Here is a 24,936-nt window from a genome sequence, read left to right on the forward strand (position 1 = left end):
AAGATGGGTGAATCAGGAATTGGTCGACTTCGGCAACTCCGCGACCAGTCGGAGCGAAACGGATAATTCATCGAGCTGGAAGTGCGGCCGCAGGAAGGACACGGCGCGGTACACGCCGGGCCGGCCCGGCACTTCATGCACCTGCACGGACGCCTCGCGCAGCGGGAACTGCGCCTTCTGTTCCTGGCTGGCGTTATCGTCGAGCAGCACGTACTGCATCAGCCAGCGGTTCAAGAAATCTTCCACGTTGGAGGCGGCGGCAAAGCTGCCGATCTTGTCGCGCATCATGGCCTTCATGTAGTGGGCGATGCGCGAAACGGCAAAGATGTACTGCAGCTGCGACGACAGCACCGCGTTGGCGTTGGCCGCGTCGCTGTTGTACTTGCGGCTTTTCTGCGCCGACTGCGCGCCGAAAAACGCCGCATACGCCGTGTTCTTGCAGTGCACCAGCGAGATGAAACCCAGATCCGACAATTCCTTTTCGCGGCGGTCCGTGATCGCCACTTCGGCCGGGCATTTCAGGGCCACGTCGCCCTCGTCCGTCTTGAAGGTATGGGTCGGCAGGTCGTCCACCAGGCCGCCGCCTTCCACGCCGCGGATGGCGGCGCACCAGCCATAGTCGGCAAAGGCACTTGTCAGCTTGCAGCCGAACGCATACGCGGCGTTGCACCACAGGTATTTGTGATGGTCGCTGCCGTCGACTTCCTCGACAAAATTGAAGCCCTCGACGGTGGTGCCGTCGACGGGATTGAACGGCAGCCGGCCCAGGAAGCGGGGCAAGGTCAGGCCGACGTAACGCGCATCCTCGGATTCGCGGAAGGCTTTCCATTTCGCGTATTCGATGGTGTCGAACACCTTGGCCAGGTCGCGCGGCTTGCCCAGGTCGCCGTAGCTTTCCAGACCAAACAGTTCCGGCGCGGCCGAGGCGATGAACGGCGCATGCGCGGCGGCGGCGATGTGCGACATCTGCTCGACGAAATACATGTCTTCCGGCTGGCGCGAGATGGCGAAGTCGCCCAGCAGCGCGGCGAACGGCGCGCCGCCGAAGGTGCCGAATTCCTCCTCATACACCTTCTTGAACATGCTGCTCTGGTCGAACTCCAGCGCCGCCTGGAAATCCTTCACCAGTTCGCGCTTGGTGGCGTTGAACATGCGGATCTGCAGCCGCGTGCCCGTGTCGGAATTACCGACCAGGTAGCGCAGCCCCGTCCAGCTTTGCTCGAGCTGCTGGAACGGCGCCGCGTGCATGATTTCGCTGAGCTGGGCGGAGATCAGGCGGTCGATTTCCGCCACGCGCCCGTCCAAGGTGGCCGACAGGCTGCTGGACATCAGCACCGTGCCATCGAGCACCTGCGCCACCAGTTCCGAGATCAGGTCGCGCGCGCGCGCATGTTCGGCGCCGGACTTGGCGACGCGGCTCTGCTCGACGATCTGGTCCAGCAAATCGGTGGCGGCCGGCGCATCGGATGCGGATACAGAGAGGGATTCTGGGGCTTCTGCCTGGGCGTTCATCTCAATCCTCCTGCGCTGGGAACTGCGGTTTCAGGGTGGCCAGGCTGTCCGTGTTGTTCAGCACTTCCGTCAGCAAGTCTTCCAGCTTGTCGTTGCCGGCCAGCTTGTTGCGCAAGTCGGCCAGCTTGGTGCGTGCCTCGAGCAGCTTGCGCAAGGGTTCGACCTGGCGCACCACCGATTCCGGACGGAAGTCGTCCATCGAACGGAAGTGCAGGTCGACGGCGAACGTGCCGCCCGCCTCGCTGAGGCGGTTCGGCACGGCGAAACGCGCCACCGGCTCCACGCCGGCCAGCACTTCGTCGAAGTTGTCGCGGTCGATGGCGACGAACTTGCGCTCCTTCAGGCGTTTTTTCTCGCTGTCCGGATTGCCGCCAAAGTCGCCCAGCACGCCGACCACGAAGGGCAGCTCCTTGTTTTCAATCGCGTCGCCGATCTCGACGTCATAGGTCATTTGCACGCGCGGCGCGCGTATCTTTTGCAGGCGTTTCTGCACGCTGTCGGACTTGGGCATATCGCTTCCTTTGCAAGGAGATGGTGGGGATGCTGGCTTATTTCAGGCCGCTGAACGGGTCGGCCGCACTGCCTGGCGCCGCCGCGCCCTTCGCCGCCGGCGTGCCGGCACCGGCGGCGCGCTTGCCGGCCGCCGGGCGCCTGGCCGGCGGCAGCAGCACGTCCTCGCCGATGCTCGCGCGCAGCAGCTTGGCCAGGTCCTGCGCCTCCGAGCGCAGCGAGCCATTCAGATTGTTTTGCCGCGACAGGTCGGCCAGCGCCTTGCCGGACAGGCGCAAGCCGCTCACGGCGACGATGCTGTTGGCGACCTTGTCGTCCGGGTCGCGTTCCAGCGCTTCGAGCGCATGGCCGATGGCGTCGCCGTACTGGCCGCGGTCGAACTTCATCTGCGCCATCTGCAGCCACGGCGCCTTGTCGGCCGGGTAGCTCGTGCCGCCGCGCTGAAGCAGGGTCATGGCGCGCTCGTACTGGCCGGCGCGCGCGGCCGCATCGGCGTCGCTCATGACTTGCGCCAGCGTCGGCGCGGCAGGTTGAGGGGGCGCCGCCTGCTCTGGCGTGGCGCAGGAGGCCAGCAGCAAGGCGCTGGCGAGGCAGGCAATACGGGGCAACGTGGTGGCTGGCTTCATCGGGGGCACTCCTTCACGTGGAGGACGCTACCGCTGGGAAAGATGGGCGGCGCCTTGGTGGAGGCCATTATTGATCGCCAATTTTTTGGCCAGATTGAGATTAATCAGCAAAGAAGAAGTTCCACATCACAGCCGTGTACAGCGACATGAATCCTGATCTGGCGCAGGAACTGCGTTGATCGCAGGCGGATCTTGCGCCAACGCAAGCAGGTCGCCACTGCATGCGTTTAAATGACTGCAGCACTTTTATTTCCTCCATTCACCTTGCAAAGCTAGCCCAGCCTATGCCATCTGACGCCCCGTTCCGCCGCCCGGTCCGCGCCACCGCGCTATTGCTGCCGGTGTCGCTGCTGGCCTTGCTGCTGGCCGGCTGTGCGGGCGGCGCCATCGGCACCCTGGCCAACGCGGCGCTGCAGATGGCGGGCTTGGCCAAGCCGCCGCCGGAACTGCCCGACGCGCAGCAGCCGCCGCGCAACGTCAGCATCCGCCTGCACGCGGCGCAGCGCCTCAACACGGATGCCGACGGCCGGCCGCTGGCGCTGGTGGCGCGCATCTACAAGCTGCGCCAGAACGCCGCCTTCGAGCAGGCGCCCTACGACAGCTTCCTCGACGCACAGCGCGAAAAGGCGGCGCTGGGCGCCGACCTGATGGAAGTCAAAGAGGTCCTGCTGGTGCCGGGCCAGCGCTACGAAGTGCAGGAAAAAGTCAGCAAGGAAGCGTATTTCATCGGCGTCGTGGCCCTGTTCCGCGCGCCTGCGGCACAGCGCTGGCGCGCCACCTTTGCCGCCGCCGACGCGGCACGCGGCGGCATCACCATCGGCCTGCATGCCTGCGCGCTCAGCATCAGCGGCGCGTCCACGCCGCCGGCCGCGCGCTGCCAGTAAAGCAAACCCGTACAACGCAGCGGCGCACCACACATACAAGGAGAAACGAGATGGGCATGGCAGCGAAAGTCTTGTGGGGAGAAGGCCTGTTCCTGCGGCCGCAGCATTTCCAGCGCCAGGACCAGTATCACGAAGCGCGCCTGCATCACACGGCCAGCGCGCTGCATCCCTACCTGTGGGGCGTGGCGCACATGCAGTGGGACCTGGCCGCGCTGAAGACGGGCACCCTGCGCCTGCACGCCCTGTCGGCCATCTTCCGCGACGGCGAAGTGTTCGAGGCGCTGGGCGACGGCGCGCCCGGCAGCGACACCCTGCCCCCTCCGGTCGACCTGGAAGCGCTGCCGCCGGCGGTGCAGGAAGTGACGTACTACGCGGCGCTGCCCATCCTCAACCGCGAGGGCATGAATTACACGGCGCAGGCGGCGGGCACGCCGGCGGCCACGCGCTTTGCGCACGCCATGCGCGCCACGCCCGACCTGTTTACCGAGTCCGCCGTGGCCGACGTGGCCTACCTGAAGAAGACCGTGCGCCTGATTCCCGACAGCGAGGCGCGCGGCTCCTACGACTGCCTGCCGCTGATCGCCTTGCGGCGCACGGTATCGGGCGGCTTCGAGCCCGTGCCCTCGTTCATGGCGCCCAGCCTGGCGATCGCCGGCGCGCCGCGCCTGCAGGGCGTGCTGGAACACCTGCTCGACGCCTTGCAGGCGAAGGTGAGCGCGCTGCACGGCCACCACCGCGAACCGAGCCGCAACGTGATCGAATTCCGCTCGGGCGACGTGTCCTCGTTCTGGCTGCTGCACACGGTCAGCACGGCCGCCGCCGCGCTGATGCACTATGTGCGCCATCCGGCCCTGCATCCGGAGCGCCTGTACGAGGCGCTGCTGGGCCTGGCGGGCGGCTTGCTCAGCTACTCCAAGCATTACACCCTGGCCAGCCTGCCGGCCTACGACCACGCGCAGCCGGGCGCCTGCTTCGACGCCATCGACGCGATCATCCGCGAACTGCTCGACACCGTCATCTCGTCGAAGTATTTTTCCATCGCCCTGCTGGAAGACAAGCCCTCGTATCATCTGGGCAAGCTCGACTCGGGCAAGATCGACCAGCACACCACCCTGTACCTGGCGATACGCGCCGCCATGCCCGCCATCGAACTGGTGGAGGTGGTGCCCGTGCGCGTGAAAGTGGGCGCGCCCGACGACGTGGAAAAATGCGTGCTCACGGCCATGCCCGGCCTCAAATTGTCGCATGCGCCGCAAGTGCCGGCGGCCATCCCCGTGCGGCCCGACACCTATTACTTTGCGATTGAAAACCGCGGCGCCCTGTATGAACAGATGCTCAAGGCGCAGTCGATCTCCGTGTACGTGCCGGCCGGCATACGCGACCTGCAGCTGGAACTGATCGCGGTGACGGCATGAGCCAGCTCATCGAACGGCGCGCGGCGCCCTCCCTGCTGGGATCACGCGGCGCCGCCCCGGCAGGCGGCAGCCGGCATGCGGGCAGCGCCCTGCTGGACCTGATGCACGAAGGCTTTTACATGCTGTTCATGCTGAAGCACGGTTCGGCGCCCGGCGACGAGCAAAGCTTCATGGACCGCATCACGACCTTCCTCGACGACTTCGAACGCGAAGCGAAAAAGATCCGCGCCGATGGCGACGATATCGAGGCGGCCAAGTATGCGTTCTGCGCGGCCGTCGATGAAATCATCCTCGCCTCGCCGTTCGCCCTGCGCAAGCAGTGGGAGCGGCGCCCGCTGCAGCTGCTGATCTTCGGCGACCAGCTGGCCGGCGAACACTTTTTCGACCGCCTCGACGCCTTGCGCGGCAAGGGCGCCATGCGCGTGCAGGCGCTGCAGGTGTTCCACATGTGTTTATTGCTGGGATTCCAGGGCAAGTATGCGATCGACGGCGGTGAAAAACTCAGCTATCTGACGGCGCGCCTGGGCGACGAGATCGCCCACATCAAGGGCAAGAGCCGCGGCTTCGCGCCGCGCGCGGAACGCCCCGACCAGGTGGTCAACAAACGCGGCAGCGACGTGCCGCTGTGGGCGCTGTCGAGCTTTTTCGCCCTGCTGGCCATCTGCGCCTACCTGGGCCTGAAAACGCATCTGACGCGCGGCACGCAAACGACCCTGGCCGCGTATGCGGACCTGGTCAAACTGGCCCCGCGCCCTGCGCACCTGACGATCACCCTGCCCTGATCATTGCGCGCGGATCATTGCGCGATGCGGAACTCGATGCGCCGGTTCCGCGCCCGGCCATCGGCCGTCGTGTTGCTGGCCACGGGGCGGTCCGGCCCCTGACCCGACACCAGCACGGTATCGGCCGCGACGCCCTTGCTGGCCAGGTAGGCGCGCACGGCTTCGGCGCGCGCCTGGCTCAGGGCCACGTTGCTGGCGCGCAGGCCCGTATCGTCCGTGTGGCCGATCACCTCCACCTTGCGGCCCCGCAGCCTGAGCATGGCGGCCGCCATCTCGTCGAGGATGGCCAGGCCGGCCGGCGTGATGGAAGCCTTGCCGCTGTCGAATTCGATGATGCGCTTGTCCAGCGCGGCATCGAGCAAGCCCTGCTCGGCCTCGGCCGCCTTGATCCGCAAGCCGTTGTTGACGATGTAGGTGGGATTGAGACTGGTGGCGATGTCGCTGGCGATCTGCTGGCGCTGCGCCTCGTTCGCCACTTCGCCGCGCACGCTGACGTTGTTGCCGTCGATGCTGATCTGCCCCCGTGAAATGAGCTTCAGGTTCGGCGCGATCAGCTTTTGCACGTAGCCGTTCCAGTTGGCCGGCACGGCCACGTTGCCGATGGCGATCTGGTCGACCACGCGCTCGGCGCCGTACAGTTCGCGCAGGCGAGCCAGCACGGCAGCCTTGCCCGCCTCATCGGCCAGGGTGCCCGTGACGAGGATCTGCCCCGGCATCGGGGTCTGCGGCGCTTGCGCCTGCGCCTGGGCGGTGCAGGGAACGGCGGCGGCCAGCAGCAGGAAGAAAACGGTTGGTTTCATCGCAATCCTTCAGGCAAAGGTATCCGTGAACATGGCGCAGGCCGAGCGCAGCGACAGCTGCTCCTGCTGCAGGCAGGCGGAAAACCGGCGCAGCGCCGCAGCGCGTCCCAGCTGCTCCTCGACCCAGTCGAGCCGGTCGAAGACGATCAGCCGTTCGCTACCGGCCTGCGGATCGATCAGCGCGCGCAAGCCGTGCGGGTCGGCGCCGCAAAAGCCGATCACCAGCACGGGCGCCTCGTCGAGGTGGGAAAAGAACAGCGCCAGTTCGAAATCGGCCTGGCGCAGGAAAGGCGCGATCAGGTGCAGCCAGAAGCTGGCCACCAGCTCGCGCAGCTGCGCCTCTTGCGGCAGCGGCAGCACCAGGCTTTTCTCCAGGCGCGGCAAGCCGCTCCGGCGCACCGGCTGCAGCAGCAGGCCCAGGCCCAGCAGCAGTTCGCGCACCGTCACGGGGAACGCGGGCGAAGCGAGCATCGTTTGCAAGCCATGCACGGTCTGCGCCTGCAGGAAGGCGGCCAGCCGCGCCGCGTGGCACGGTGCGGCCGGTTCGATTTCCACCACGTTGCCGGCCAGCGCCAGCAGCGCCGGTCCCGGCTCGGCGCTGGCCACGATGCCCTGCGACAGCTGCTCCACGCGCTGCCACAGCGGTGCCAGCGCCAGCGGGCTGCAGCCGACGAAGGCCTCGGCGTCGTCAACTTCCAGCGCGCCCATGGCCATGAAGGGAAAGCGCCGCAGCGACTGGTCGTTGCTCGCTTCCAGGCGCCCGGCGATGGCGCGCCGGCTGCGCGTGCCGACGAAGGCAAAGCGCAGCGGCGGCAAGGCGTCGTAATTGAGCTTCCAGCGCGGCTCCGCCGTCAGCGCAGTCATGACCTGCGCCAGCCAGTCGTCGAGCAGCTGCACCAGCGCGTGGTTGTCGCAAGCCTTGATGAAATCGCCGCGCGCGGGGATCTTGCCGAAGTAGCCGAGGCGCACCTGCTGTTGCGCGCGCATCATGGCGACACTCCCGCAGCCGCGGCGATGACCGGCACAGGAGGCGCAGCACCCACGATGGTCTCGGGCAGCTGCATGCCGCGAAAGCCCTGTTCCTGCACCGCCGCAGTCCCGCCCGCACCCGTCGCCATCGTTTCCGCACTGCTGGTGATTTTCAGGTCGACCGCCACGGCCACCTCGCCGCGCGCCCAGCGCAGTTCGAACACGCCGCCGTCCTTGCGCTTCTTGGCCGCCGCATCGATCATGCGCTTCAGGCCGAACTGCCCCGGCTCGTTGAACAGTTCCACCGTGCGTCCGTCGAAGGTGACGGCCGTGATGCGCGCCCCTTGCATGCCCGACGCGCCCTGCGGGCCCGGATGCACCATGTTCGTCCACTGCGCCGGCGTGTTGCGGTAGCGCAGCTGCTGGCCGTCGATCTCCACCGTGTATTCCAGGGTACCAGGCGCGGGCGACGGCTGGATCTGGAACACGGTTTGCGCCGCCGTCGACGTGGCCGCCACGCCGCCCGCGCCCAGCGGCGCGATCCAGCCGGGAAAGCGCGCCACCACCTGCGGCGACAGGCTGATGCCCATGTCGGCCCAGGTGCGCGGCGCCAGCACGTCGCCGCGCCGCACCACCAGGGGGCCCATGGACGTCGTGACGAATTTCGCCACCAGGCCTTCCGGGCCGAAGAACTGGCCGATCTCCAGATTGCTCGCCTCGATGCGCGCCGTGGGCGCGAACGGATACTTGTTGGCCAGCGACTTCTGGAACGGCTCATACACCTGCGCCGCCCAGGTCTTGTTGATATCGAGTTCGGCCGGCGCGACGATGACGGCAAAGGTCTGCATCAGCGGGCGCACGAGGATGGGACGTATCGCCTGCTTTTGCGCGTCGCTCATCCCCGTGAGCAGCTGCTCGTCGACCAGTTTCAGGGCGTCGGACAGCTCGGAACCGCTGCCCTCCAGGGTCTGCTGCATGAACTGGCGCGCGCCCGGCCCAGCGTCGCCCTGGTTCTTCAGCAGGTTCAAGCGGCTGCGCAGTTTCGACAGCGCTTCCAGGTAGGCGCGCATCAGCGAGCCATTGTTGTCCCTGGCCGCCACCAGCTTGCCCACGCCGGCAAATTCGCGCCCCACGGGCCCCATCGGTTTGTCCAGGCGCGCCGGGTCGAGCTGCGCATTGACGCCGGGACTGGCCGTCAGCTGCGACGGCGCGCGGCGCAGCACCGTTTCCTTGAACCACGCGATGATGCCCCGCTCGGCCTTGCGCAATTGGGCATTCTGCAGCGCCGGGTTGTCCCACGAGGTTTCCTCGTAGATGGCCGTCAGCAGCCTGGCGACCGGCGACGACTGCGGGTCGCCCAGGCGGTTCATCGCCTGCACGGCGCCGTCGAAGCCTTTCAGGTCGGCGACGGCCACGCCCTGCACGAATTTCTGCCACTCGCGCGCGTAGTCGGCCTTGTACATGGCCACCAGGTTTTTCTCGATCTGCTCCGGGCTGCCTTCCAGAGTCAGGTCGTCGGTGGAGGCGCTTTTCAGCACCCAGTCGGCGCTTTGCAGCTCGCGGTTGGCGGCATCACGAAACGCGCCTTCGACGAACTTTTCCCAGGCCTGGCGCGTAAAGGCGCCGGAGACGGCGTAGCTCCCCGCCAGCAGGGCCTGATCCTGTTCGCCGACGATGCGCGCCACCGTCATGCCGGGAAAGCGCGTCGAGGCGCGCGCCTTGACGTCGGCATACACGCGTTCGCGCGCCGGCATGCCGCGCACCACGCGGCGCAGGTTTTCGCGCGCCTGGTCGACCAGCGCCAGCTTCTGCTCGATGCGCGGCCAGGACGGGTCGCCGATCTGCGCCAGGTAAAACGTCAGCAGCCGTTCGGCGCTGCGTATCATCTGCTCGCGCGGCATGGCGCCCCGGTTGCCCTCCAGCCAGCCGCGCCAGAAACGCGTCAGCTGGTCGTTCAGGTGGCTGCTCTCCGCATGCGTCTTGTCGGCCAGCATCAGATAGGTTTTCAGCGCGTTGTAGGCGTCTTCCACATTCGTCGCGCTGGCCGCCTGGTACTGCACGCTGCGCGGCGCGGCGGGTGCTGCAGCGGGCGATGCGGCGGCCGGCGTCTGCGGCGTGCGCGCCGTGGGCTGCAGCTGGTCGGCGCTGGCGTTCATTTCGAACAGCAGGGCTTCCAGCGCGCCCGCCACGGGGGTCAGCATGACCTGGCGCGCGCCGGCGAAATACTCCTCGCGCAGCTTGCGCTCCAGTAGGTCGCCCTGGTACAGGCCCAGGCGCAAGGACCACGGCCTTTGCTCCCGGTACGCTTCCAGCTGCTCGATGCGGTCCTGCAATATCTCGAGCGCTTCCAGACGCGACTGCAAGTCCAGGCGCTTCTCCTGCAGCTTCACCACCTTGTTTAAATCAGCCTCGACGTTGGCCACCAGTTGCCGGTTGCCCAGGTAGGACCAGCTCCAGCCGCCCAGGCAGGCGCCCAGCGACACGGTGGCGGCAAAGAACACGGCATATTTGAAGCGCAGCCTGGCGCGGTTGGCGTAGTTGGCCACCAGGTGCTTGTCGGCAAAAATGACCTTGCGGAACAGCTCCAGCAGGAAATAGCCGTGCTGGCGCGCGCCCGATGGCACGGCGGCCGGGGCCGGCGCGAAGGCCAGGTCGAAGCGGCGCGCCACCTGCTGCGAGGAGGCACTGACGGGCTCGCCCTCCTGCAGCGCGCTGGTGAAATAAAAGCCGCGGAACACGGGCTGGAACTGGAACGGATTTTCCTCGAACAGGGTGGCGATGAAGGCACGCAAGGCCGGCTTGACGGCGGCAAATTCCAGCGGGAACGTAAACACGCCCGGCGCCATCGTGTTGCGTTGCCGGTGCGCCATGTTGGCCAGGCTCAGCTCCGTCAAGCCATCGTGCAATTCATCGAAACTCTGGTCGAAAAAACTCAGCAAGTCGGCCGTGGGCAGCTTGCGCTGGTACGGCATGGTGGCGCCCCAGACGCGCTCGCGCTCGCTGCGTTCGGCGTCCGCGAAAAACTCCGTGAAGCCGGCGATCAGGTCCGCCTTGGTAAATACGATGTACAGGGGCGCGAATACTTCCAGGCGCTCGATGACGTCCTGCACGCGCTTGCGCAGGCTGCGCGCCAGTTGCATGCCGACGTCGGGGTCGCCCTTCAGTTCGGCGATGCTGACGGCGATGAGGATGCCGTTGATGGGCGCCTTGCGCCGGTATTTTTTCAGCAGGTCGAGAAAGCCGAACCACTCGCCCCGGTGCTCGTCGACGACGGAGTAGCGCCCTGCCGTGTCGAGCACGATGCCGTCCGTGGTGAAAAACCAGTCGCAGTTGCGCGTGCCCCCCACGCCTTGCACGATCTTGCCGTCGGCGAAAGGAAATTGCAGGCCCGAATGCAGGATGGCGCTGCTCTTGCCGGCGGCCGGATTGCCGATGATCATGTACCACGGCAATTCGTACAGGGCGGCGGCGCCCGACTTGAGGCCCAGCTTGGACGTCTTGATGGTATCGATGGCGGCCAGCATGCCCGTGCGCACCGCGTCGAGTTCGCCATGCTGGGTGTTGTTGGCCGTCGATGCCGAGGCCGCTTGCGCGGCGGCGATCTCGGCCTCGTTGAGGATGGCCTGGCCCAGCGCCTGCGCATCGCGCCGCGCGCGTCGCCTGCGCCACAGCCACAGGCCCAGCCAGGTGAGAAAAGCCAGCAGCAGCAAGGCCAGCGCCCAGACCAGCGCCACTTCCAGCACCTCGGCGCCCAGGTACAGGGACACGGCCAGCGCCACGAAGCCGAAGATGGTCAGATTGCGGCTGTCGGTGAGGAAATGCCAGAGTCGTCGCAGCATGATGAGCCCAGGGTGAGGTCGCAAAGCAGGAGGAACGCCGCCGCGCAGCGAGGCGGATTCGGCCCATGCTGACAGCAATGCGGCGCGCCTTTGTTGACATATGACAAGTTCAAGGCGCCAGCGCGCGGCAGGCGCCGGCATGCCATTGACGCTGCGCAAGCAAGCTTGCAGCGGTGAAATGCGGGCCGGTACGCGGCGCTAGAATGGCTGGCGCGGCTTACTTGCCCAGCACGCGCGGTTGCGGCAATTCCGTGTGGCCAAAATCCATCATGGTCCAGCGCCCGCCCCAGCGCAGCCCCACCGATTCGGCCGTCACGCCATATAAACGGTAGCCGCGCATGGCCCAGGCATTTTTTTCAGAAATGATGAGCTTTCCTTCATGCATGAATGCGCAATCGGCGGCCAGGCCGTACTGGTGATAGCTTTGAAACGCCCTGGCGTTCGTCACGTTCGGCCCGGCCGCCGCCAGCTGGTCCTGGCGCGCCGGGCTGCGGTAGCCTTCCAGCAAGACCATGTCGTAGCCATGCACGTCCTTCATGATCTTGAAGACCAGCAGCAGGCGCTGCGCGAAATCGTGGTCGAGCAATTGCCAGTTGCGGCTGGCGCCGCCCAGCAGCGGACGCAGCTGCGTCACCTCCGCCGTGGAAAACAGCAGCGGCGGCAAGGCCGGCGGCGGCACCAGCTGCTCGCCTTTCAGCAAGTCGCTGACCTGGTCATTGATCACGTGTTGCTGGTCGGCATAGCCGCGCAGGGCGATACGGTCGCTGGACAGCCAGGCCAGCAGGGGCGGCACGATGACCAGCACGCCGCCTGCCAAACTCAGCCAGCGATGCCGCCACAGCAGCCGCCATGCGCGCGACATGCCCGAGCCCGTGTGCCGCTGCACGCGCTGCCATTGCGCGCCGCCGCCCCGCTGCAGCCCCTGCGCGCGCCGCTGCATGCGCCAGCCCAGGTTGACGAGCGTGTGCAGCACGATGGCGCGGCCGCCGGGAAACAGCAGCAGCCAGCAGGCAAAACAGGCGAGCAGGAAATACATCAGGATCAGGGCGACGAACATGGGACGCTCCGTGAGGGAATCGGCGGGACCGGGCAAGTCATTGCTCGGCGGTATCGCTAGATCGTAGGCGTCCGCGGCCCGCATGAGCGCGGTTTACATCAAGGTCAGTCGAATTTGATCCACTGCGGAGGTGATATTTTGTCTTTACTGAAAACCGGGGATGGCCAGGCACGCGGTCCTGACCTGCTGAGCAAAGCCGGCGCGGCTGGCGCGCGCATCGAAGGCAAGGGCATCCTGTCGCAGCTCGAGCACGGCGTCGCCGCACCCGCGGCCATGCAGGCCCTGCGCTGGCGCCCCGGCTGGCGGCACGGCGCCGCCGGCGCGCTGTGCCTGGCGTTGCTGGTAACGGCCGTGCTCGCCTACGACACGGAGGTGCCGCCCCTGCCGCCGGCGCCCGCCACAGCCATGACCGAGATTCCCCCCGTGCCAGCAGCAACGGCGCTGCCGCACGCGGAGCAGGCGGCCACCATCGTCAATACGGCGGGACCGCCCTTGCCCGCTGCGGCCGCCGCGAACGCCAGCGCGCCGCACAAGACGCCGCCGCCCGCGCGCCAGGCGGCCGCCCGCCCACAGGGGACGAGGCCGGCTGCCGCGCCCGGCGACAGCGACGTCGCCTTGCTGACGGCGATGGTGGCCCATGCGCACCGGCAGGAAGGCACGGCGCCGCCTGTGCGCGACGTGGTGCTGCGCAGGCAGGAACAGGGACAGGAACAGGGACCGGAACACGAAACGGCGGAACTGTTGCGGCGCTGTCAGCAGCTGGGCCTGATCGAAGGCATGCTGTGCCGCTCACGCATCTGCTCGGGCCGCTGGGACAGCGATCCCGCCTGCCATTGAACGCCTGGGCGCCGCATGCAACCTCAGGCGCGCTCGGACACTTCGATCAGGTTGCGGTCCGGGTCGCGCAGATACACGGAGCGGATGGGCCAATTGGCGCCCGTGCGGGACACTGGTCCTTCCTCGATGGCAATGCCCAGCGCCGCCAGATGGGCGATGAACACGTCCAGCGGCACGGCGGCGATGAAGCACAGGTCCAGCGCGCCGGGCGTGGGCAAGTCTGCCTTGGGCAGGAATTCCTTGCCGGCTTCATGCAGATTGATCTTTTGCGCGCCAAACTTGAAGGCATGGCGGCCGGCACCGAACGTTTCCAGCTGCATGCCCAGCACGCGCGTATAGAAATCGATGCAGGCCGGTTTGTCGCGGGTGGTCAATACCAGGTGATCGAGATGGTCTATCATATAGTCTTCGGGTGAGCGGCCGCGTCCATGCGGCCTTGCAAGAAACCTTCCATCAGCGCCAGCAATGCCTGCGGCTGCTCCTGGTGCGGCGTATGCCCGCACTGCTCGACCATGGCGGGCATGGCGTTGAGGGCCTGCGCCACGATCGTGTCGACCTGGGCCGCGCTGCCGTACTGGTCCTCGCTGCCCTGCACCACCAGCGCCGGGCATTCGACGGAGGGCAGCAGATACTCGATGTTCCAGAACTGGAAGCCATAGCTGAGCCAGGTGTCCGACCAGGCCTTGAAGATGGTTGCCGTCTTGTCGCCATGGTATTTCGCCAGCGCGCGCAGCTTGCCCGCGCCAAACGCCGCGTCCGCCACGCGGATGCCGTCGAGCGTGATGCCTTCGACAAACACGTGTGCCGCTTCGGTGATGATGCCGCGCAAGCGCGGCGGCTGCTGCGCCGCATAGATCAGGGCGATGCTGCCGCCATCCGAGTGGCCGACGAGAAAATGGTCCTGCCCCGGCAGCAGCGCCGCGAGCACTTGCGGCAGCTCGCACAGCGCGTAATCGTGCAAATAATGGAGCTGGCGGCGCGCCGCCAGCGGCGACGACAGCCCATAGCCGTGGCGGTCATACAGCAAGCCGCGGCAACCCGTCGCCTGGCATAGCTGCGCGGGAAAATCTTTCCACATCGCACAGCAACCGAGCCCCTCGTGCAGGAATACCAGGCAGGGCTTGGCGGGGTCGCCGTCGATCAGCTCGTAATAGATATCGGTTTCGGCGCTCAGGTTCAGTATCGGCATGGGCTAGGTTCGCAAGGGGTTGCGTATCGGCAGGTCGGCTGGGCCTATTGTGCCATTGTCCTGCGCGCCATGCGTGGCGCCCCCGTAAAAATAGCCTGCCGGAAAAGATCTAGCCCCCTGCCTGCAAGGTGTTTGCGCCAGCACAAGTTCGCACCGTTTTTCCGCCGGCGCCGCGCACTTTCCGCCCCCGTGTATGCCTAGAATGGCTTACTCCAACAGCATGGAGCAGGCGGCTACCTTATCAGCCAGGACGTGACACTGGCCGTCACGGCAACAGATAGGGCGTCTTGCCGCACGACGACAGGCGCGGCGTCCAAACTATCGATCAGGAGTACATCATGGAAATGAAAGTAGAACATCGCACCGGCAGCAACCTGGCACTGGATGAAACCGATGCGCCGATGGAACAGGAAGGCCAAAGCGCCCAAGGCGCGGCCGCACAGGACTTGAACCTGAGCCCCGCCGCCTTCACCACCTACTACACGTGGACGGCCAATGGCGTGCATCCTTCGGTCAACTTCGTCAACGCCAATGTGCACGCCAATTCGCGCGTATTTCTCAACATCAGCGAATATAGCGCGAATCCCCAGGACCGTTTCATTGGCGCCGCCCGCATGGCCGTGTACAACATCGCACCATATAACGGCGGCTTCCGGGCCTGGGTGGAAATCTCCTGGGGCAGCCCGCTCAAGGTGCGTTTCGACGTGTTTGTCGATCCCTGATCAGGGGCTCGCCGCGCCTGCCCCCGCCACCCGCGGGACGGCATCGCGCAGGCCGTTGATGCACTGACGGGAAGGAAAGCGTGAATGGGAAACCGTGCGCGCATGACAAAAGGGCCACGTGTTGCCACGTGGCCCTTTGCTACTGCTTGTTCTGGCTCCCCGACCTGGACTCGAACCAGGGACCTGCGGATTAACAGTCCGTCGCTCTACCAACTGAGCTATCAGGGAAAGGAGGCCGCATTATATACGTCAAAATTTCCCATGTCCAGTTGTTGCTGCATGACCGGCCAAAACAGGCCCTTACGCCAGCAAGCGTAGGGGGCAACGGCCGCGCCGCCGCGCGGACATGCGCTTGCAAGACTCGCCTTGCCCCTGGCTGGCTGCGCTCGCCCGGCATGACAGGATCAAGCGCATCCCCGGCGGACCAGCCCGGCAGCGGCGTCAGCTCGTGGGGCATTGCCGGGCAGATGGCAGCGGCGTGCGCTTCGACGGCAGCGCCCAAAGACAAGGCCGCCCTGCTGGTGCGCGGGCGGCCTTGTCTTTGCAACGGCAACTGCTTGCCGGCAAACCCGCTATTCGCCCAGGTAGATGAACTTGAAGAGGAAGATGGCGGCGATGATGTAGGCCACCACCGAGACCTGCTTGCCCTTGCCCGTCAACAGTTTCAATACCGCATAGGTGATGAAACCGAAGGCCACGCCGCTGGCCACCGAATACGTAAACGGCATCATCAGCGCCGTGATGGCGGCCGGGATGCTTTCCGTGCTGTCATCCCAGTCGATGAAGGTCAGTTCGCGCAGCATCAGGCAGGCCACGTACAGCAGCGCGGGCGCCGTCGCGTACGGCGGCACCGTGTGCGCCAGCGGGGCGAAGAACAGGCTGCCCAGGAACAGCAGCGCGACGGCCACGGCCGTCAAGCCCGTGCGACCGCCCGCTTGCACGCCGGCCGCGCTTTCCACGAAGGCCGTGGTGCTGGACGTGCCCAGGCAGGCGCCGGCGGCGATCGCCGTACTGTCGGCCAGCAAGGCCTTGTTCATGCGCTCCATCTTGCCGTCTTTCAACAAGCCGGCACGGTTGGCCACGCCCATCAGGGTGCCCGTCGCATCGAACAATTCCACCAGGAAAAATACCAGCACCACGTTGACGATGCCGATCGACAGCGCGCCCATGATGTCGAGCTTGAACAGGGTCGGCTCGATGGCGGGCGGCGCCGAGACGATGCCGTTGAACTGGTTGCCGCCGAAGAAGAAGCTGGCGACGGTGATGGTGAGGATGCCGATCAGGATGGCGCCCGGCACTTTCAGGCGGTCCAGCGCGACGATGATGAAGAAACCGAGGATGGCCAAAATGGGCGCCGCCTGGTGCAAGTCCCCCAGCGCGATGATGGTGGCGGGGTTCGACACCACCACGCCGGCGCTTTTCAGGGAAATGATGGCCAGGAACAGGCCGATACCCACCGTGATCGCCGTGCGCAGCGCGGGCGGGATGCTGTTGATGATCATTTCGCGCACCTTGAACAGGCTGACCAGAATGAACAGGCAGCCGGAAATGAAGACGGCGCCCAGCGCCACTTCCCAGCTCATGCCCATGCCCTTGACCACCGTGTACGAGAAGTACGCATTCAGGCCCATGCCCGGCGCCAGCGCGATCGGGTAGTTCGCGTACAGGCCCATGATCAGGGTGCCGATGGCGGCCGCCAGGCAGGTGGCGACAAACACGGAGTCTTTCGGCATGCCCGCGTCGCCAAGGATGGACGGGTTGACGAAGATGATGTAGGCCATCGTCAGGAACGTGGTCAGGCCGGCCAGCAGCTCCGTGCGCACATTGGTCCCGTTGTCCTTCAGTTTGAAATAGCGTTCCAGGAACTGCATGATTAATCCCTTGTTTTGGTAAAACCGCGCGCCTGGTCTTGGACTATGCGCATCTCTTTTCTTGCAACTATTTATTTGGTCGCTGCACCGGTCGGCTTGAAGGCCCACCAGCGGCTGCCCGCGAAATTCCAGACCAGCCCGATGCCCGTCGCCAGCACCTGCGCCAGCCAGTAATACCAGCCCAGCTGGTGCACCAGCAGCCACATCAGCCCCGTATTGATGCACCAGCCGATGCCCAGCAGGGTGAAATACTTGCTGGCCGCCTCGCCGTGCCCCTTGTCGCTCTTAAACGTGAAAAAGTAATTGAGGAGGTAGTTGACGACGGAACCGAGGATGTAGCCGATGCCGGACGCGGCGGCGGCGCTGATGCCGGCCCATTCCACGCCGCCCCACAGCACGCTGTATTGCACGGCCGTGCCGGAAGCGCCGACGGCGGCGAAACGCAAGAATTGGTGATGCAGGGAATGGGACATTGTCAATTTTCAAATGAAGCGAAAACAATCGCCAGGATCGGGCCAGAATAAAAAATGGCTACGATTGCTCGTAACCATTTTTCAGCCTGCATTTTACTGCAAGTTGCGCCCAACGTTCATATTCGCCGCCGTTTCGACACTTATTCCTTGCCTTGACGGCGCCGGCGCAGCCATACAAACAGCGCGATCAGCAGCAATATACCCACGATGCCGCCCGGCAGCATGAACGGCTGCACGCGCGCCAGCAGCGGTTTTTCGCCGCCGCTGCGCGCCTGCGCCACATACGCGGGCGTCACCGACACGTCCGGGTTGCCATACTGTTTCAGCACGTAATTGGCGATCGAGGCGATCTGCTCGTCCGTCAACGGCTGCACGTAGGAGCGCTGGTCGAAACGGGGCATGAACGCTTCGTGCTCTTCCCCTTCGATCTTGCGCTCGACGCCAAACAGGATGGCCGAGACCAGGTTGGCCGGCGTGTTGCCGCCCGTCGCCGTGTTGTTGAACAGGGCCGGGTAGCTTTGCCCCGTGCTGCCGGCGCCGCTGGCCGAATGGCAGCTGGCGCAATAGCCGGAAAACAGCACGGCGCCGCTATTCAAGGAATGGCGCTCGGTGGCAGCGGCCATGCCGCGCAATGCCGCTTCCTCGCTGGCGGCGCTGCCGTGGCTGAAGGCAGCCTTGGCCTGCCCCGGCGCGCGCACGGGCGGCACCGTGCGCAGCCAGGCCACGATGGCGGCCACGTCGTCGTCGCGCAAGAATTGCAGGCTGTTCTGGATGGCTTCGGCCATGCCGCCCGCCGCCTGCCCCTTGCCTTCCACGTGGCCCGTCTTCAGGTAAGCCGTGAGCTCCGCATCCGTCCACGCGCCGATGCCGCTGACCTTGTCGGACGTGATGTTGGGCGCATGCCAGGAGCCGAGCGCGGCGCCCGCCAGGGTCTGGCTGCCGATTTCCGCCATCAGCGCGTTGCGCGGCGTATGGCAAGCGCTGCAGTGCGCCAGGCCTTCGGCCAGGTAGGCGCCGCGATTAATCTGCGCGCTCTTGGCCGGATCGGGCACGAAGCGTTTATTGTCGAGGAACAAGGTGTTCCAGCCCAGCATGGACAGGCGCACATTGAACGGGAATGGCAGGGCCGTCTGGCGCGCCGCTTCATCGACGGGCTGGACGGCCTGCATGAAGTAGTAATACAGGTCGCCCACGTCCGCGTCCGTCAGCTGCGCATAGCTGGTATAGGGCATGGCCGGGTACAGATGGCTGCCGTCGGCGCGCACGCCTTCGCGCAGGGCGCGGGCAAAGTCGGCCTCCGTGTAATGGCCGATGCCGCCCTTTTTCGATGGCGTGATATTCGTCGCATAAATCGTGCCCAGGGGCGAATCGATGGCGTAGCCGCCCGCATACGGCTTGCCGCCCGCTGCCGTATGGCAGGCCATGCAATCGGCCGCGATGGCCAGGTAGCGGCCCCGCTCCAGGCGGGCATCGGGCTTGGCGGCTGTGCTTGCGGCCGGCGCGGCCGGACGGTCCGGCGTCAGGGTGACGGGCGGCGCCGGCGGCACAGGTGGTAAAGCACGCGCGGCCAGCGGCAAGCCGGCCGCCAGGGTCAGGCCCAGCAAGAAACGGCGCATCATGCCGCCTCCCTTGCCAGGGTGCGGGCGATGTCGTCGGCCGCGCGCAAGCCGAGCGCTGCCATGCTGAGGGTGGTGTTGACGACACTGGCCGACGGCATGGCGCCGCCGCCCGGCAGCCACAAATTGGCGTGGTCGTGCGCGCGGCAATTGCCGTCGACCACGGAGTCAAGACGGTTACTGCCCATGATGACGCCGCCCATGATGTGATTGTTCGCGTTCAGACTCTCGGTGATATGGAATTCCACGGCGCCGAACAGCTTGCCGATGTGTTCGAGCTGCGCATGCGCTGCCTTCGCGCCATCGCGCACGTAATCGCCCACGTCATAGTAGATGTCGGGACAGGCCAGGCCCAGCGGGTCCTTGCGCGTCTTGCTCAAGGTCAAGCGGTTGTGCGCTTCGGGCAAGGGTTCCAGGCTGATCGACAGGTCCACGCCGAACGCGGCGCGGCGGCGGATTTCGTCGTCGAGGTCCTTGCCCACCAGGCCCAGCTTCAGCGATTGCTGCGTAGCAGGTCCGACCCGGGTGATATTGTTCAAGATCATCTTATTGGCCGAATACTGCGCGCGGAAGGCGCCGTCGCGCGGGCCCACCAGGCAGCTGCTTTGCGCGGGGCCACGGCCCGTCCAGATCGGCTCATTGGCCAGGAAGGTACAGTGGAAGCCGGAGTGGTCCATCATGTTGCGGCCGACTTGATCCGAACTGTTGGCGATGCCGTTCGGGTTGTTCCGGTTGGCCGCCAGGAGCAGCAAGCGGGGCGTTTCGATGCCGTTGCAGGCGATGACGAAGGCCTTGCCCGTCGCCATGTGCGACTGTTTCTTGGCGTCATACCAGTGCACGGCGGTGACGCGGTTGTTCTGGTCCGTGTCGATGCGGTAGACGACGGCCTCGGCCAGTACGCCCGCGCCTTTCAGCTCGGCCCGCTCCACGTGGTGGATGCCGTTGTACATGGCGCCAATGGGGCAGATCGGCTGGCAATTATTGTTGCCGCAGCAGGTGGGACGGCCCTGCCACGGGCGCGTCGAGCGCCCTTGCGGGATCGGCACGGAGCGGTAGCCGTGCGGGTTAACCACTTCGGCGAAGCGCTTGTCGCCATAGCCCCAGGGCACCATGTCCATCGGGTACGGCGCGCTGCGCTCACTGGGCGACTGCAAGGCGGGATCGTTGGGACCGGCCACGCCCATTTCCTGCTCGGCGCGGCAATAGTAGGGTTCCAGCTCATCATAGGAAATGGCCCAGTCGCGCCCGACGCCGTAATCGCTTTTCATGCGCATGTCGGACGGCAAATGGCGCCAGCACGACGCAGCCCAGTGCCAGGTCGTGCCGCCCACCGTGCGCAGATAACCCTGCTGGAAACTGCTGCCGCTGGGGCCGGACAATTCCACATAGTTATTCTTCGGGAAATACAGGGGCGCGGGCGCATTGTCCGCCTGCGGATACAGGCCCTGGAAGTCGGAGCCGACGCGGTTCTCGAACGGCATGTTGCGCCAGTTTTCCACGGCTTGCCCCCGCTCGATGCGCAGGCCCGCTTCCAGCATGATCACGGAATGGCCTTGCGCGGCCAGCTGGTCGGCCATCATGGCACCGACGACACCCGTGCCGACGATGACGACATCGGCGACGACGTCGCCATTACTCTTGAATTGGGGGGATTTCATTTTGCTTGCTTGCCTTTCGGTTCGGGAGTGCCGGTGGTGGCCGGGGCCGGTACGGGTTTGGGCGCCACGGGCGCGGAGACGCGCACGGCCGGCGGCGCCTTCAGCCACCACAAGGGGCCGTAATTGCAATAGGTCGGCACGACCTGGCCATCGGCCACCGTGCGGTACATCAAGGCTTCCGCATACGCGACGACGATGGACTTCGTGCCCTGCTCAGCATGGCCGGCGACGGTGCCCGTGTACCAGGCGGCGACGATGGCCAGCGCCAGCTCGCGCAAAGCCGCATCGGCGGCGCTGGCGGCCGCCAGCAGCGCCTTGGCTTCCTGGCCTGTGACGAGCAGCGCGCCCAGTTGCGGCAAGCGCTCGGCGAATCCGGGCACATTCGTGCGCATGGCTTGCTCGATGCGCGCCGCCGTCGCGGCGGACAGGTCGCGGTGACCCGTGATGGTTTGCGACAAGCTGTAGAACAGCATGGTGGCGGGCGCCAGGCCGGTCGCCGCAGCGCTGGCCGGCGCCTGCATGGCGGCCGACAGGGGATTGCTCCAGAAACCGGCCTGCGCCAGCAAGGCGGCCAGGCCGATCAGAGCGTGGCGGCGGCTGATGCGGGGAAGGGATGAAACGGATGTTGCAGATGGTTCGCTGCCTGGATAGTTCATGAGACTCCCGCAAGACTTGTTGTTTTGTTGACTTCGATGATTGCGTTACATTGCATTTGCGCATATGGAACCGGTTCCATATTATCCTACAGAAGTAAATTGTCTGCCAATGTAGTATTACTACTGAGGATTTTCCTTGTGCAATGCTGGCGTTTCGCGCAGGCAAAATGCCAGTCCCGGCTGGCTCCCCAGACGGTAATGGAAATCGAGCACGCTGCCGCCGGCCAGGGCCGGCTTGCCCGGCAAAGGCAGCGGGAGGTTCAGGCTGCAATCATGGTCGCCCAGGACGATGTCGCCATGCACGCGGATGCGCGTCAGCAAGCGCGGTGCCTGCTCCAGCACCTCGGGCAAGCGGATGCTGGCGGCCGGCAAGCTGTCGCCCAGTTCCCCCTGCCAGGCGCGCAAAGCGTCACCATCGAGGGCAAATATGCGGCCCCAGTCCGTGCACGGCGCATCCGGCGCGCACCGGTCCAGGCCCAGGTGCACGGTGACGGCTGCCGGCAGCAGCGCCGCCGCGGGCGCCTGCGCGTGCAGATTGCGCAGAATGGCCACCTGCGGCTCCTTGCCCAGCGCCGTATTCATGGTTTCGCTGACGATCACGTCCGGCATTGCGCCGGCAGGAATGCGCCAGGCGGCCGCGTCGGCGCAAAGGTAGTCCGTCACATGGCCGTCCAGACCCAGGGCCGCAATCAGCTCGCGCGCATACGCCAGAGTCTCGGCATGCACGTCGAGGATGGCAAACCGCACCAAGTCCGCATCCAGCACGGCCATCACGGGCAGGGCCAGCAAGGCAAACGGGCCGCAGCCCGCATACAGCACGCGCACGGGCCGTCCGCCGCTCGCGTCCAGGCGCTCGCGCACGGCCAGCGCCAGGCCCTGGATGAAGGCGGCGCTGCGGTACGGCTCGCGCGCGCACAGCCCCGCCTGCACGGGCGAGATGGCCCAGCCGCTGGGCAGGAAACTTTCGCCATCGCGCAAGCCGTCCGGCCCGTCCATGGACAGGCGCGAGTGGCGTTCCACCAGCTGGCGCAGCCGCACCGTGTCGCCGACCAGGCTGGCCAGGGAACGCCGCGGATCGCACAGGGCGGCCGCGATGGCGGCCAGTTCCGCGCGCGCCGGATTCACGCGCGACGCCACGGGCAAGGCAGGAGACGGACAAAATGCATGGCGGCTTCCTTGAAATGATTGCAAGTACGGGGAAAAATTGGCAGCATAGCAAACAAATACACGCCTGCGCATTTTCCGCCATCCGCAACGATCTACCGGAGCACCGATGCACGCCTTGCCGCTTTCCCCGCCCTACCAGTTGCGCGTCCAGCGCGACGACGACGATGGCTTTGCCGCCGCCCTGTACAGTTCCACGCGCGACGACTTGCGCCGTATGCCGGCCGAGCCCGCCGTCATCGAACAGCTGATCGCCATGCAGCAGCGCATGCAAAGCCACGGCTATCTCCAGGCGTATCCGCGCGCAGCGTATCTGGTGCTGCAGCACGGCGACACCCCCATCGGCCGCCTGATCCTGGACCGCCAGGGCGACGTGCTGCACCTGGTCGACATCGCCATCCTGCCCGCCGCGCAAGGCCAGGGCGCCGGCAGCGCCGTGCTGCGCGGCCTGCAGGCGCAAGCGGGCGCGGAGCACTGCCGGATCCACCTTGCCGTCAACAAGAGCAATACCGCTGCGCGCGCGCTGTACCAGCGGCTGGGCTTTCTCCTGCGGGGGGAAAACGACGTCCAGGAACAACTGGAATGGAGCGCGCCATAGCGCCGGCGCCGACGCCGCCCAGCACCTGGCTGCGGCTGCCGCTGCACTTCGACGTGGCGCGCCTGCGGCGCGACAGCGACCAGTTCGCCGCCTGCGAGTGGATCAGCCATTTCAATACGGGCGCCTACGACACCGGCTGGAGCTGCGTGCCGCTGCGCTCGCCCGGCGGGGCAACGGACCACATCATGCCCGTCGATGGTGCCGCCTATGCCGGCACGCCGCAACTGGCGCGCTGCCCCGGCCTGCGCGAGGTGCTCGCCAGCTTTGCCTGCGAGATCAACTCCGCGCGCCTGCTGGCGCTGGCGCCGGGCGCCCTCATCCGCGCGCACCGCGACGCCGGCACGTCGCTGGCCGATGGCTTGATCCGCATCCACATCCCCATCCACACCTCACCGCAAGTGCTGTTCACCATCGATGGCGAGACCGTGCATTTTACTGCCGGACACGCCTGGTACATGGATGCCAGCTGCCTGCACGCCGTGCACAACCAGGGAAGCGCGCCGCGCATCCACCTCGTGCTCGACTGCGTCACCAATGCCTGGCTGGAAGCGCTGTTTGCCGCCGCCGGCTTCGTGCCGAAGGCGATCCATAAATATGGCGACCCCGGCATCCACGACGGCAATGTGCGGGCCATCATCGCCCAGCTGCGATTGTCGCCCTCGCCTGCCAGCCTGGCGCTGGCCAGGGAATTGGCCGCGCTGGCCGACGGGAGCGCACCGTGAACGCTGTGGCGGGCCTGGCCCAGCAGGAACGCCTGCTGGCCAGGGGCGAGGCGGTGGCATGGCACGAGGGCATGGACTTGCGCGGCTGGTATCCGCTGTACGTGGAACGCGGCGATGCGCCGGCGGATGCCGCCATATGCTGGCGCGACCTGGGGGAAACGGTCTTCAGCGACGCTTTTTTTGTCAATACGCTGGCGCGCCAGCCGCCTGAGGAGCGCCGCGTCTGCCGCACGCCGCTGGCGGCGCTGGCGGCGCTTCGCGATGGCCTGGCGCCCGATGCCTTCATCTTCCACGTCTCGCGCTGCGGCTCAACCTTGCTGAGCCAGCTGCTGGCGTGCTTGCCGCAATGCATAGTCATGTCCGAGCCGCCCGTCGTCGACTCGCTGCTGCGCCTGTATCACGACGGTGCGGACCCGGCCGCCAGCCTTGCCATGCTGCGCCAGGCCATCCTGGCCCTGGGCCAGCGCCGCTCCGGCGACGAGACGCATTTCTTCATCAAGTTCGATTGCTGGCACATCCACAGCCTGGACCTGCTGCGGCAGGCGTTTCCCGGCACGCCCTGCCTGTTCGTCTACCGCGAACCGCTGGCCGTGCTGTCCTCGCACCAGCGCCAGCGCGGCCCGCAAATGGTGCCCGGCATGCTGCACCCGGCCCAGCTGCCGCTGCCCGCGCACCAGCTGGCGCCGGGCGATCTCGATGGCTATGCGGGCCTGGTGCTGGCCAGCCTGTTCGATGCCGCGCTGCCGTACGCCGCCGCGGGCCAACTGCAGCTCATTAACTACAGTCAATTGCCTGGCATCGTATTGGACGAGCTACTCCCCCGCTTCCGCATCGCCACCACCGCAGGACAGCTGCAAGCGATGCGCGAACGCGGCGGCGTGCATGCGAAATATGGCACGGTATTCCAGGGTGACGCACCGCCGCATGCGGCAAGCAGCCTGTCTGGCATGGCGGAGCAGATACAAACCGGCTATCAGGCGCTGGAAGCGCTGCGCACAGGAAATTGAAGCTATACCAGCGTGCCATCAGCGCGCGC

Annotated in this window: 23 protein-coding genes and 1 tRNA gene; 8 read left to right on the forward strand and 16 right to left on the reverse strand. The window is 66.2% G+C overall.

All coding sequences use genetic code 11. From position 1 onward, the window contains the following. Positions 1-12: 12 nt before the first annotated feature. The 3 genes from tssC to AC0V2Y_RS05130 are packed head-to-tail and all read right to left on the reverse strand — an operon-like array spanning position 13 to position 2,648. Positions 13-1,512, reverse strand: a complete 1,500-nt coding sequence (tssC, locus tag AC0V2Y_RS05120) for a type VI secretion system contractile sheath large subunit (protein WP_475415422.1) — start codon at positions 1,510-1,512, stop codon at positions 13-15. A 1-nt stretch (position 1,513) separates the two neighbouring features. After that, the gene (tssB, locus tag AC0V2Y_RS05125; protein WP_475415423.1) at positions 1,514-2,023 is read right to left on the reverse strand and encodes a type VI secretion system contractile sheath small subunit; all 510 of its coding nucleotides are present in this window, start codon (positions 2,021-2,023) and stop codon (positions 1,514-1,516) included. Positions 2,024-2,060: 37 nt separating this feature from the next. Next, positions 2,061-2,648, reverse strand: coding sequence for a hypothetical protein (locus tag AC0V2Y_RS05130; protein WP_475415424.1), 588 nt, complete (start codon positions 2,646-2,648; stop codon positions 2,061-2,063). Between the two features lie 284 nt (positions 2,649-2,932). Here AC0V2Y_RS05130 and tssJ point away from each other — a divergent pair, with 284 nt between their 5' ends. Genes tssJ through icmH form a run of 3 tightly spaced genes read left to right on the forward strand, consistent with a single transcriptional unit; the run spans position 2,933 to position 5,729 of the window. Beyond that, positions 2,933-3,532, forward strand: a complete 600-nt coding sequence (tssJ, locus tag AC0V2Y_RS05135) for a type VI secretion system lipoprotein TssJ (RefSeq protein WP_475415425.1) — start codon at positions 2,933-2,935, stop codon at positions 3,530-3,532. Positions 3,533-3,582: 50 nt separating this feature from the next. Next, positions 3,583-4,947 carry a type VI secretion system baseplate subunit TssK gene (gene tssK, locus AC0V2Y_RS05140; protein ID WP_475415426.1) on the forward strand — a complete coding sequence of 455 codons (1,365 nt, stop codon included), beginning with the start codon at positions 3,583-3,585 and terminating at the stop codon, positions 4,945-4,947. Next, positions 4,944-5,729, forward strand: a complete 786-nt coding sequence (icmH, locus tag AC0V2Y_RS05145) for a type IVB secretion system protein IcmH/DotU (protein WP_475415427.1) — start codon at positions 4,944-4,946, stop codon at positions 5,727-5,729. Before tssK ends, icmH begins: the two co-directional genes overlap by 4 nt. A 14-nt stretch (positions 5,730-5,743) precedes the next feature. Here the strand turns inward: icmH and AC0V2Y_RS05150 are convergent, their stop codons facing one another. The 4 genes from AC0V2Y_RS05150 to AC0V2Y_RS05165 all read right to left on the reverse strand — a co-directional run bounded on the left by AC0V2Y_RS05150 (position 5,744) and on the right by AC0V2Y_RS05165 (position 12,394). Then, positions 5,744-6,529 (reverse strand): OmpA family protein, encoded by a 786-nt coding sequence (locus AC0V2Y_RS05150; RefSeq protein ID WP_475415428.1) that lies wholly within the window; start codon positions 6,527-6,529, stop codon positions 5,744-5,746. Between the two features lie 9 nt (positions 6,530-6,538). Continuing rightward, entirely contained in the window at positions 6,539-7,519 is a 981-nt protein-coding gene (gene tagF, locus AC0V2Y_RS05155; RefSeq protein WP_475415429.1) for a type VI secretion system-associated protein TagF, read from the reverse strand. Continuing rightward, the gene (tssM, locus tag AC0V2Y_RS05160) at positions 7,516-11,337 is read right to left on the reverse strand and encodes a type VI secretion system membrane subunit TssM (RefSeq protein ID WP_475415430.1); all 3,822 of its coding nucleotides are present in this window, start codon (positions 11,335-11,337) and stop codon (positions 7,516-7,518) included. The genes tagF and tssM overlap by 4 nt, the downstream gene beginning before the upstream one ends. 217 nt (positions 11,338-11,554) lie before the next feature. Beyond that, positions 11,555-12,394, reverse strand: a complete 840-nt coding sequence (locus AC0V2Y_RS05165) for a M15 family metallopeptidase (protein ID WP_475415431.1) — start codon at positions 12,392-12,394, stop codon at positions 11,555-11,557. Positions 12,395-12,532: 138 nt separating this feature from the next. Between AC0V2Y_RS05165 and AC0V2Y_RS05170 the strand changes: the two genes are divergently transcribed. Next, on the forward strand, positions 12,533-13,231 hold the full coding sequence (locus tag AC0V2Y_RS05170; RefSeq protein WP_475415432.1) for a hypothetical protein: 699 nt from the start codon (positions 12,533-12,535) through the stop codon (positions 13,229-13,231). Between the two features lie 23 nt (positions 13,232-13,254). Here the strand turns inward: AC0V2Y_RS05170 and AC0V2Y_RS05175 are convergent, their stop codons facing one another. After that, a complete protein-coding gene (locus AC0V2Y_RS05175) occupies positions 13,255-13,632 on the reverse strand; it encodes a VOC family protein (protein ID WP_099411623.1) in 378 nt (125 codons plus the stop codon). Continuing rightward, on the reverse strand, positions 13,629-14,420 hold the full coding sequence (locus AC0V2Y_RS05180; RefSeq protein WP_475415433.1) for an alpha/beta fold hydrolase: 792 nt from the start codon (positions 14,418-14,420) through the stop codon (positions 13,629-13,631). Before AC0V2Y_RS05180 ends, AC0V2Y_RS05175 begins: the two co-directional genes overlap by 4 nt. Before the next feature lie 338 nt (positions 14,421-14,758). Here AC0V2Y_RS05180 and AC0V2Y_RS05185 point away from each other — a divergent pair, with 338 nt between their 5' ends. Next, positions 14,759-15,142, forward strand: coding sequence for a hypothetical protein (locus AC0V2Y_RS05185; RefSeq protein ID WP_475415434.1), 384 nt, complete (start codon positions 14,759-14,761; stop codon positions 15,140-15,142). Between the two features lie 152 nt (positions 15,143-15,294). Here AC0V2Y_RS05185 and AC0V2Y_RS05190 read toward each other — a convergent pair. The 7 genes from AC0V2Y_RS05190 to AC0V2Y_RS05220 form a co-directional block, all read right to left on the reverse strand. Then, a tRNA-Asn gene (locus AC0V2Y_RS05190) sits at positions 15,295-15,370 on the reverse strand. Between the two features lie 344 nt (positions 15,371-15,714). Continuing rightward, a complete protein-coding gene (locus tag AC0V2Y_RS05195; protein ID WP_070282116.1) occupies positions 15,715-17,013 on the reverse strand; it encodes an NCS2 family permease in 1,299 nt (432 codons plus the stop codon). A gap of 71 nt (positions 17,014-17,084) precedes the next feature. After that, a complete protein-coding gene (locus AC0V2Y_RS05200; RefSeq protein ID WP_475415435.1) occupies positions 17,085-17,486 on the reverse strand; it encodes a GtrA family protein in 402 nt (133 codons plus the stop codon). Positions 17,487-17,626: 140 nt separating this feature from the next. Next, positions 17,627-19,105: a c-type cytochrome gene (locus AC0V2Y_RS05205; RefSeq protein ID WP_475415436.1), complete on the reverse strand. Its 1,479-nt coding sequence runs from the start codon at positions 19,103-19,105 to the stop codon at positions 17,627-17,629. Continuing rightward, the gene (locus tag AC0V2Y_RS05210; protein WP_475415437.1) at positions 19,102-20,760 is read right to left on the reverse strand and encodes a GMC family oxidoreductase; all 1,659 of its coding nucleotides are present in this window, start codon (positions 20,758-20,760) and stop codon (positions 19,102-19,104) included. The genes AC0V2Y_RS05205 and AC0V2Y_RS05210 overlap by 4 nt, the downstream gene beginning before the upstream one ends. After that, entirely contained in the window at positions 20,757-21,416 is a 660-nt protein-coding gene (locus AC0V2Y_RS05215; protein ID WP_475415438.1) for a sugar dehydrogenase complex small subunit, read from the reverse strand. The genes AC0V2Y_RS05210 and AC0V2Y_RS05215 overlap by 4 nt, the downstream gene beginning before the upstream one ends. A 120-nt stretch (positions 21,417-21,536) precedes the next feature. Further along, entirely contained in the window at positions 21,537-22,541 is a 1,005-nt protein-coding gene (locus AC0V2Y_RS05220) for an SAM-dependent methyltransferase (RefSeq protein ID WP_475415439.1), read from the reverse strand. A 148-nt stretch (positions 22,542-22,689) separates the two neighbouring features. Between AC0V2Y_RS05220 and AC0V2Y_RS05225 the strand changes: the two genes are divergently transcribed. Genes AC0V2Y_RS05225 through AC0V2Y_RS05235 form a run of 3 tightly spaced genes read left to right on the forward strand, consistent with a single transcriptional unit; the run spans position 22,690 to position 24,907 of the window. Then, entirely contained in the window at positions 22,690-23,178 is a 489-nt protein-coding gene (locus AC0V2Y_RS05225; protein ID WP_475415440.1) for a GNAT family N-acetyltransferase, read from the forward strand. Next, positions 23,163-23,900 (forward strand): aspartyl/asparaginyl beta-hydroxylase domain-containing protein, encoded by a 738-nt coding sequence (locus AC0V2Y_RS05230; RefSeq protein WP_475415441.1) that lies wholly within the window; start codon positions 23,163-23,165, stop codon positions 23,898-23,900. Before AC0V2Y_RS05225 ends, AC0V2Y_RS05230 begins: the two co-directional genes overlap by 16 nt. Next, the gene (locus AC0V2Y_RS05235) at positions 23,897-24,907 is read left to right on the forward strand and encodes a sulfotransferase (protein ID WP_475415442.1); all 1,011 of its coding nucleotides are present in this window, start codon (positions 23,897-23,899) and stop codon (positions 24,905-24,907) included. The genes AC0V2Y_RS05230 and AC0V2Y_RS05235 overlap by 4 nt, the downstream gene beginning before the upstream one ends. Positions 24,908-24,936: the final 29 nt, after the last annotated feature.

The sequence above is a fragment of the Janthinobacterium sp. BHSEK genome (assembly GCF_056174685.1).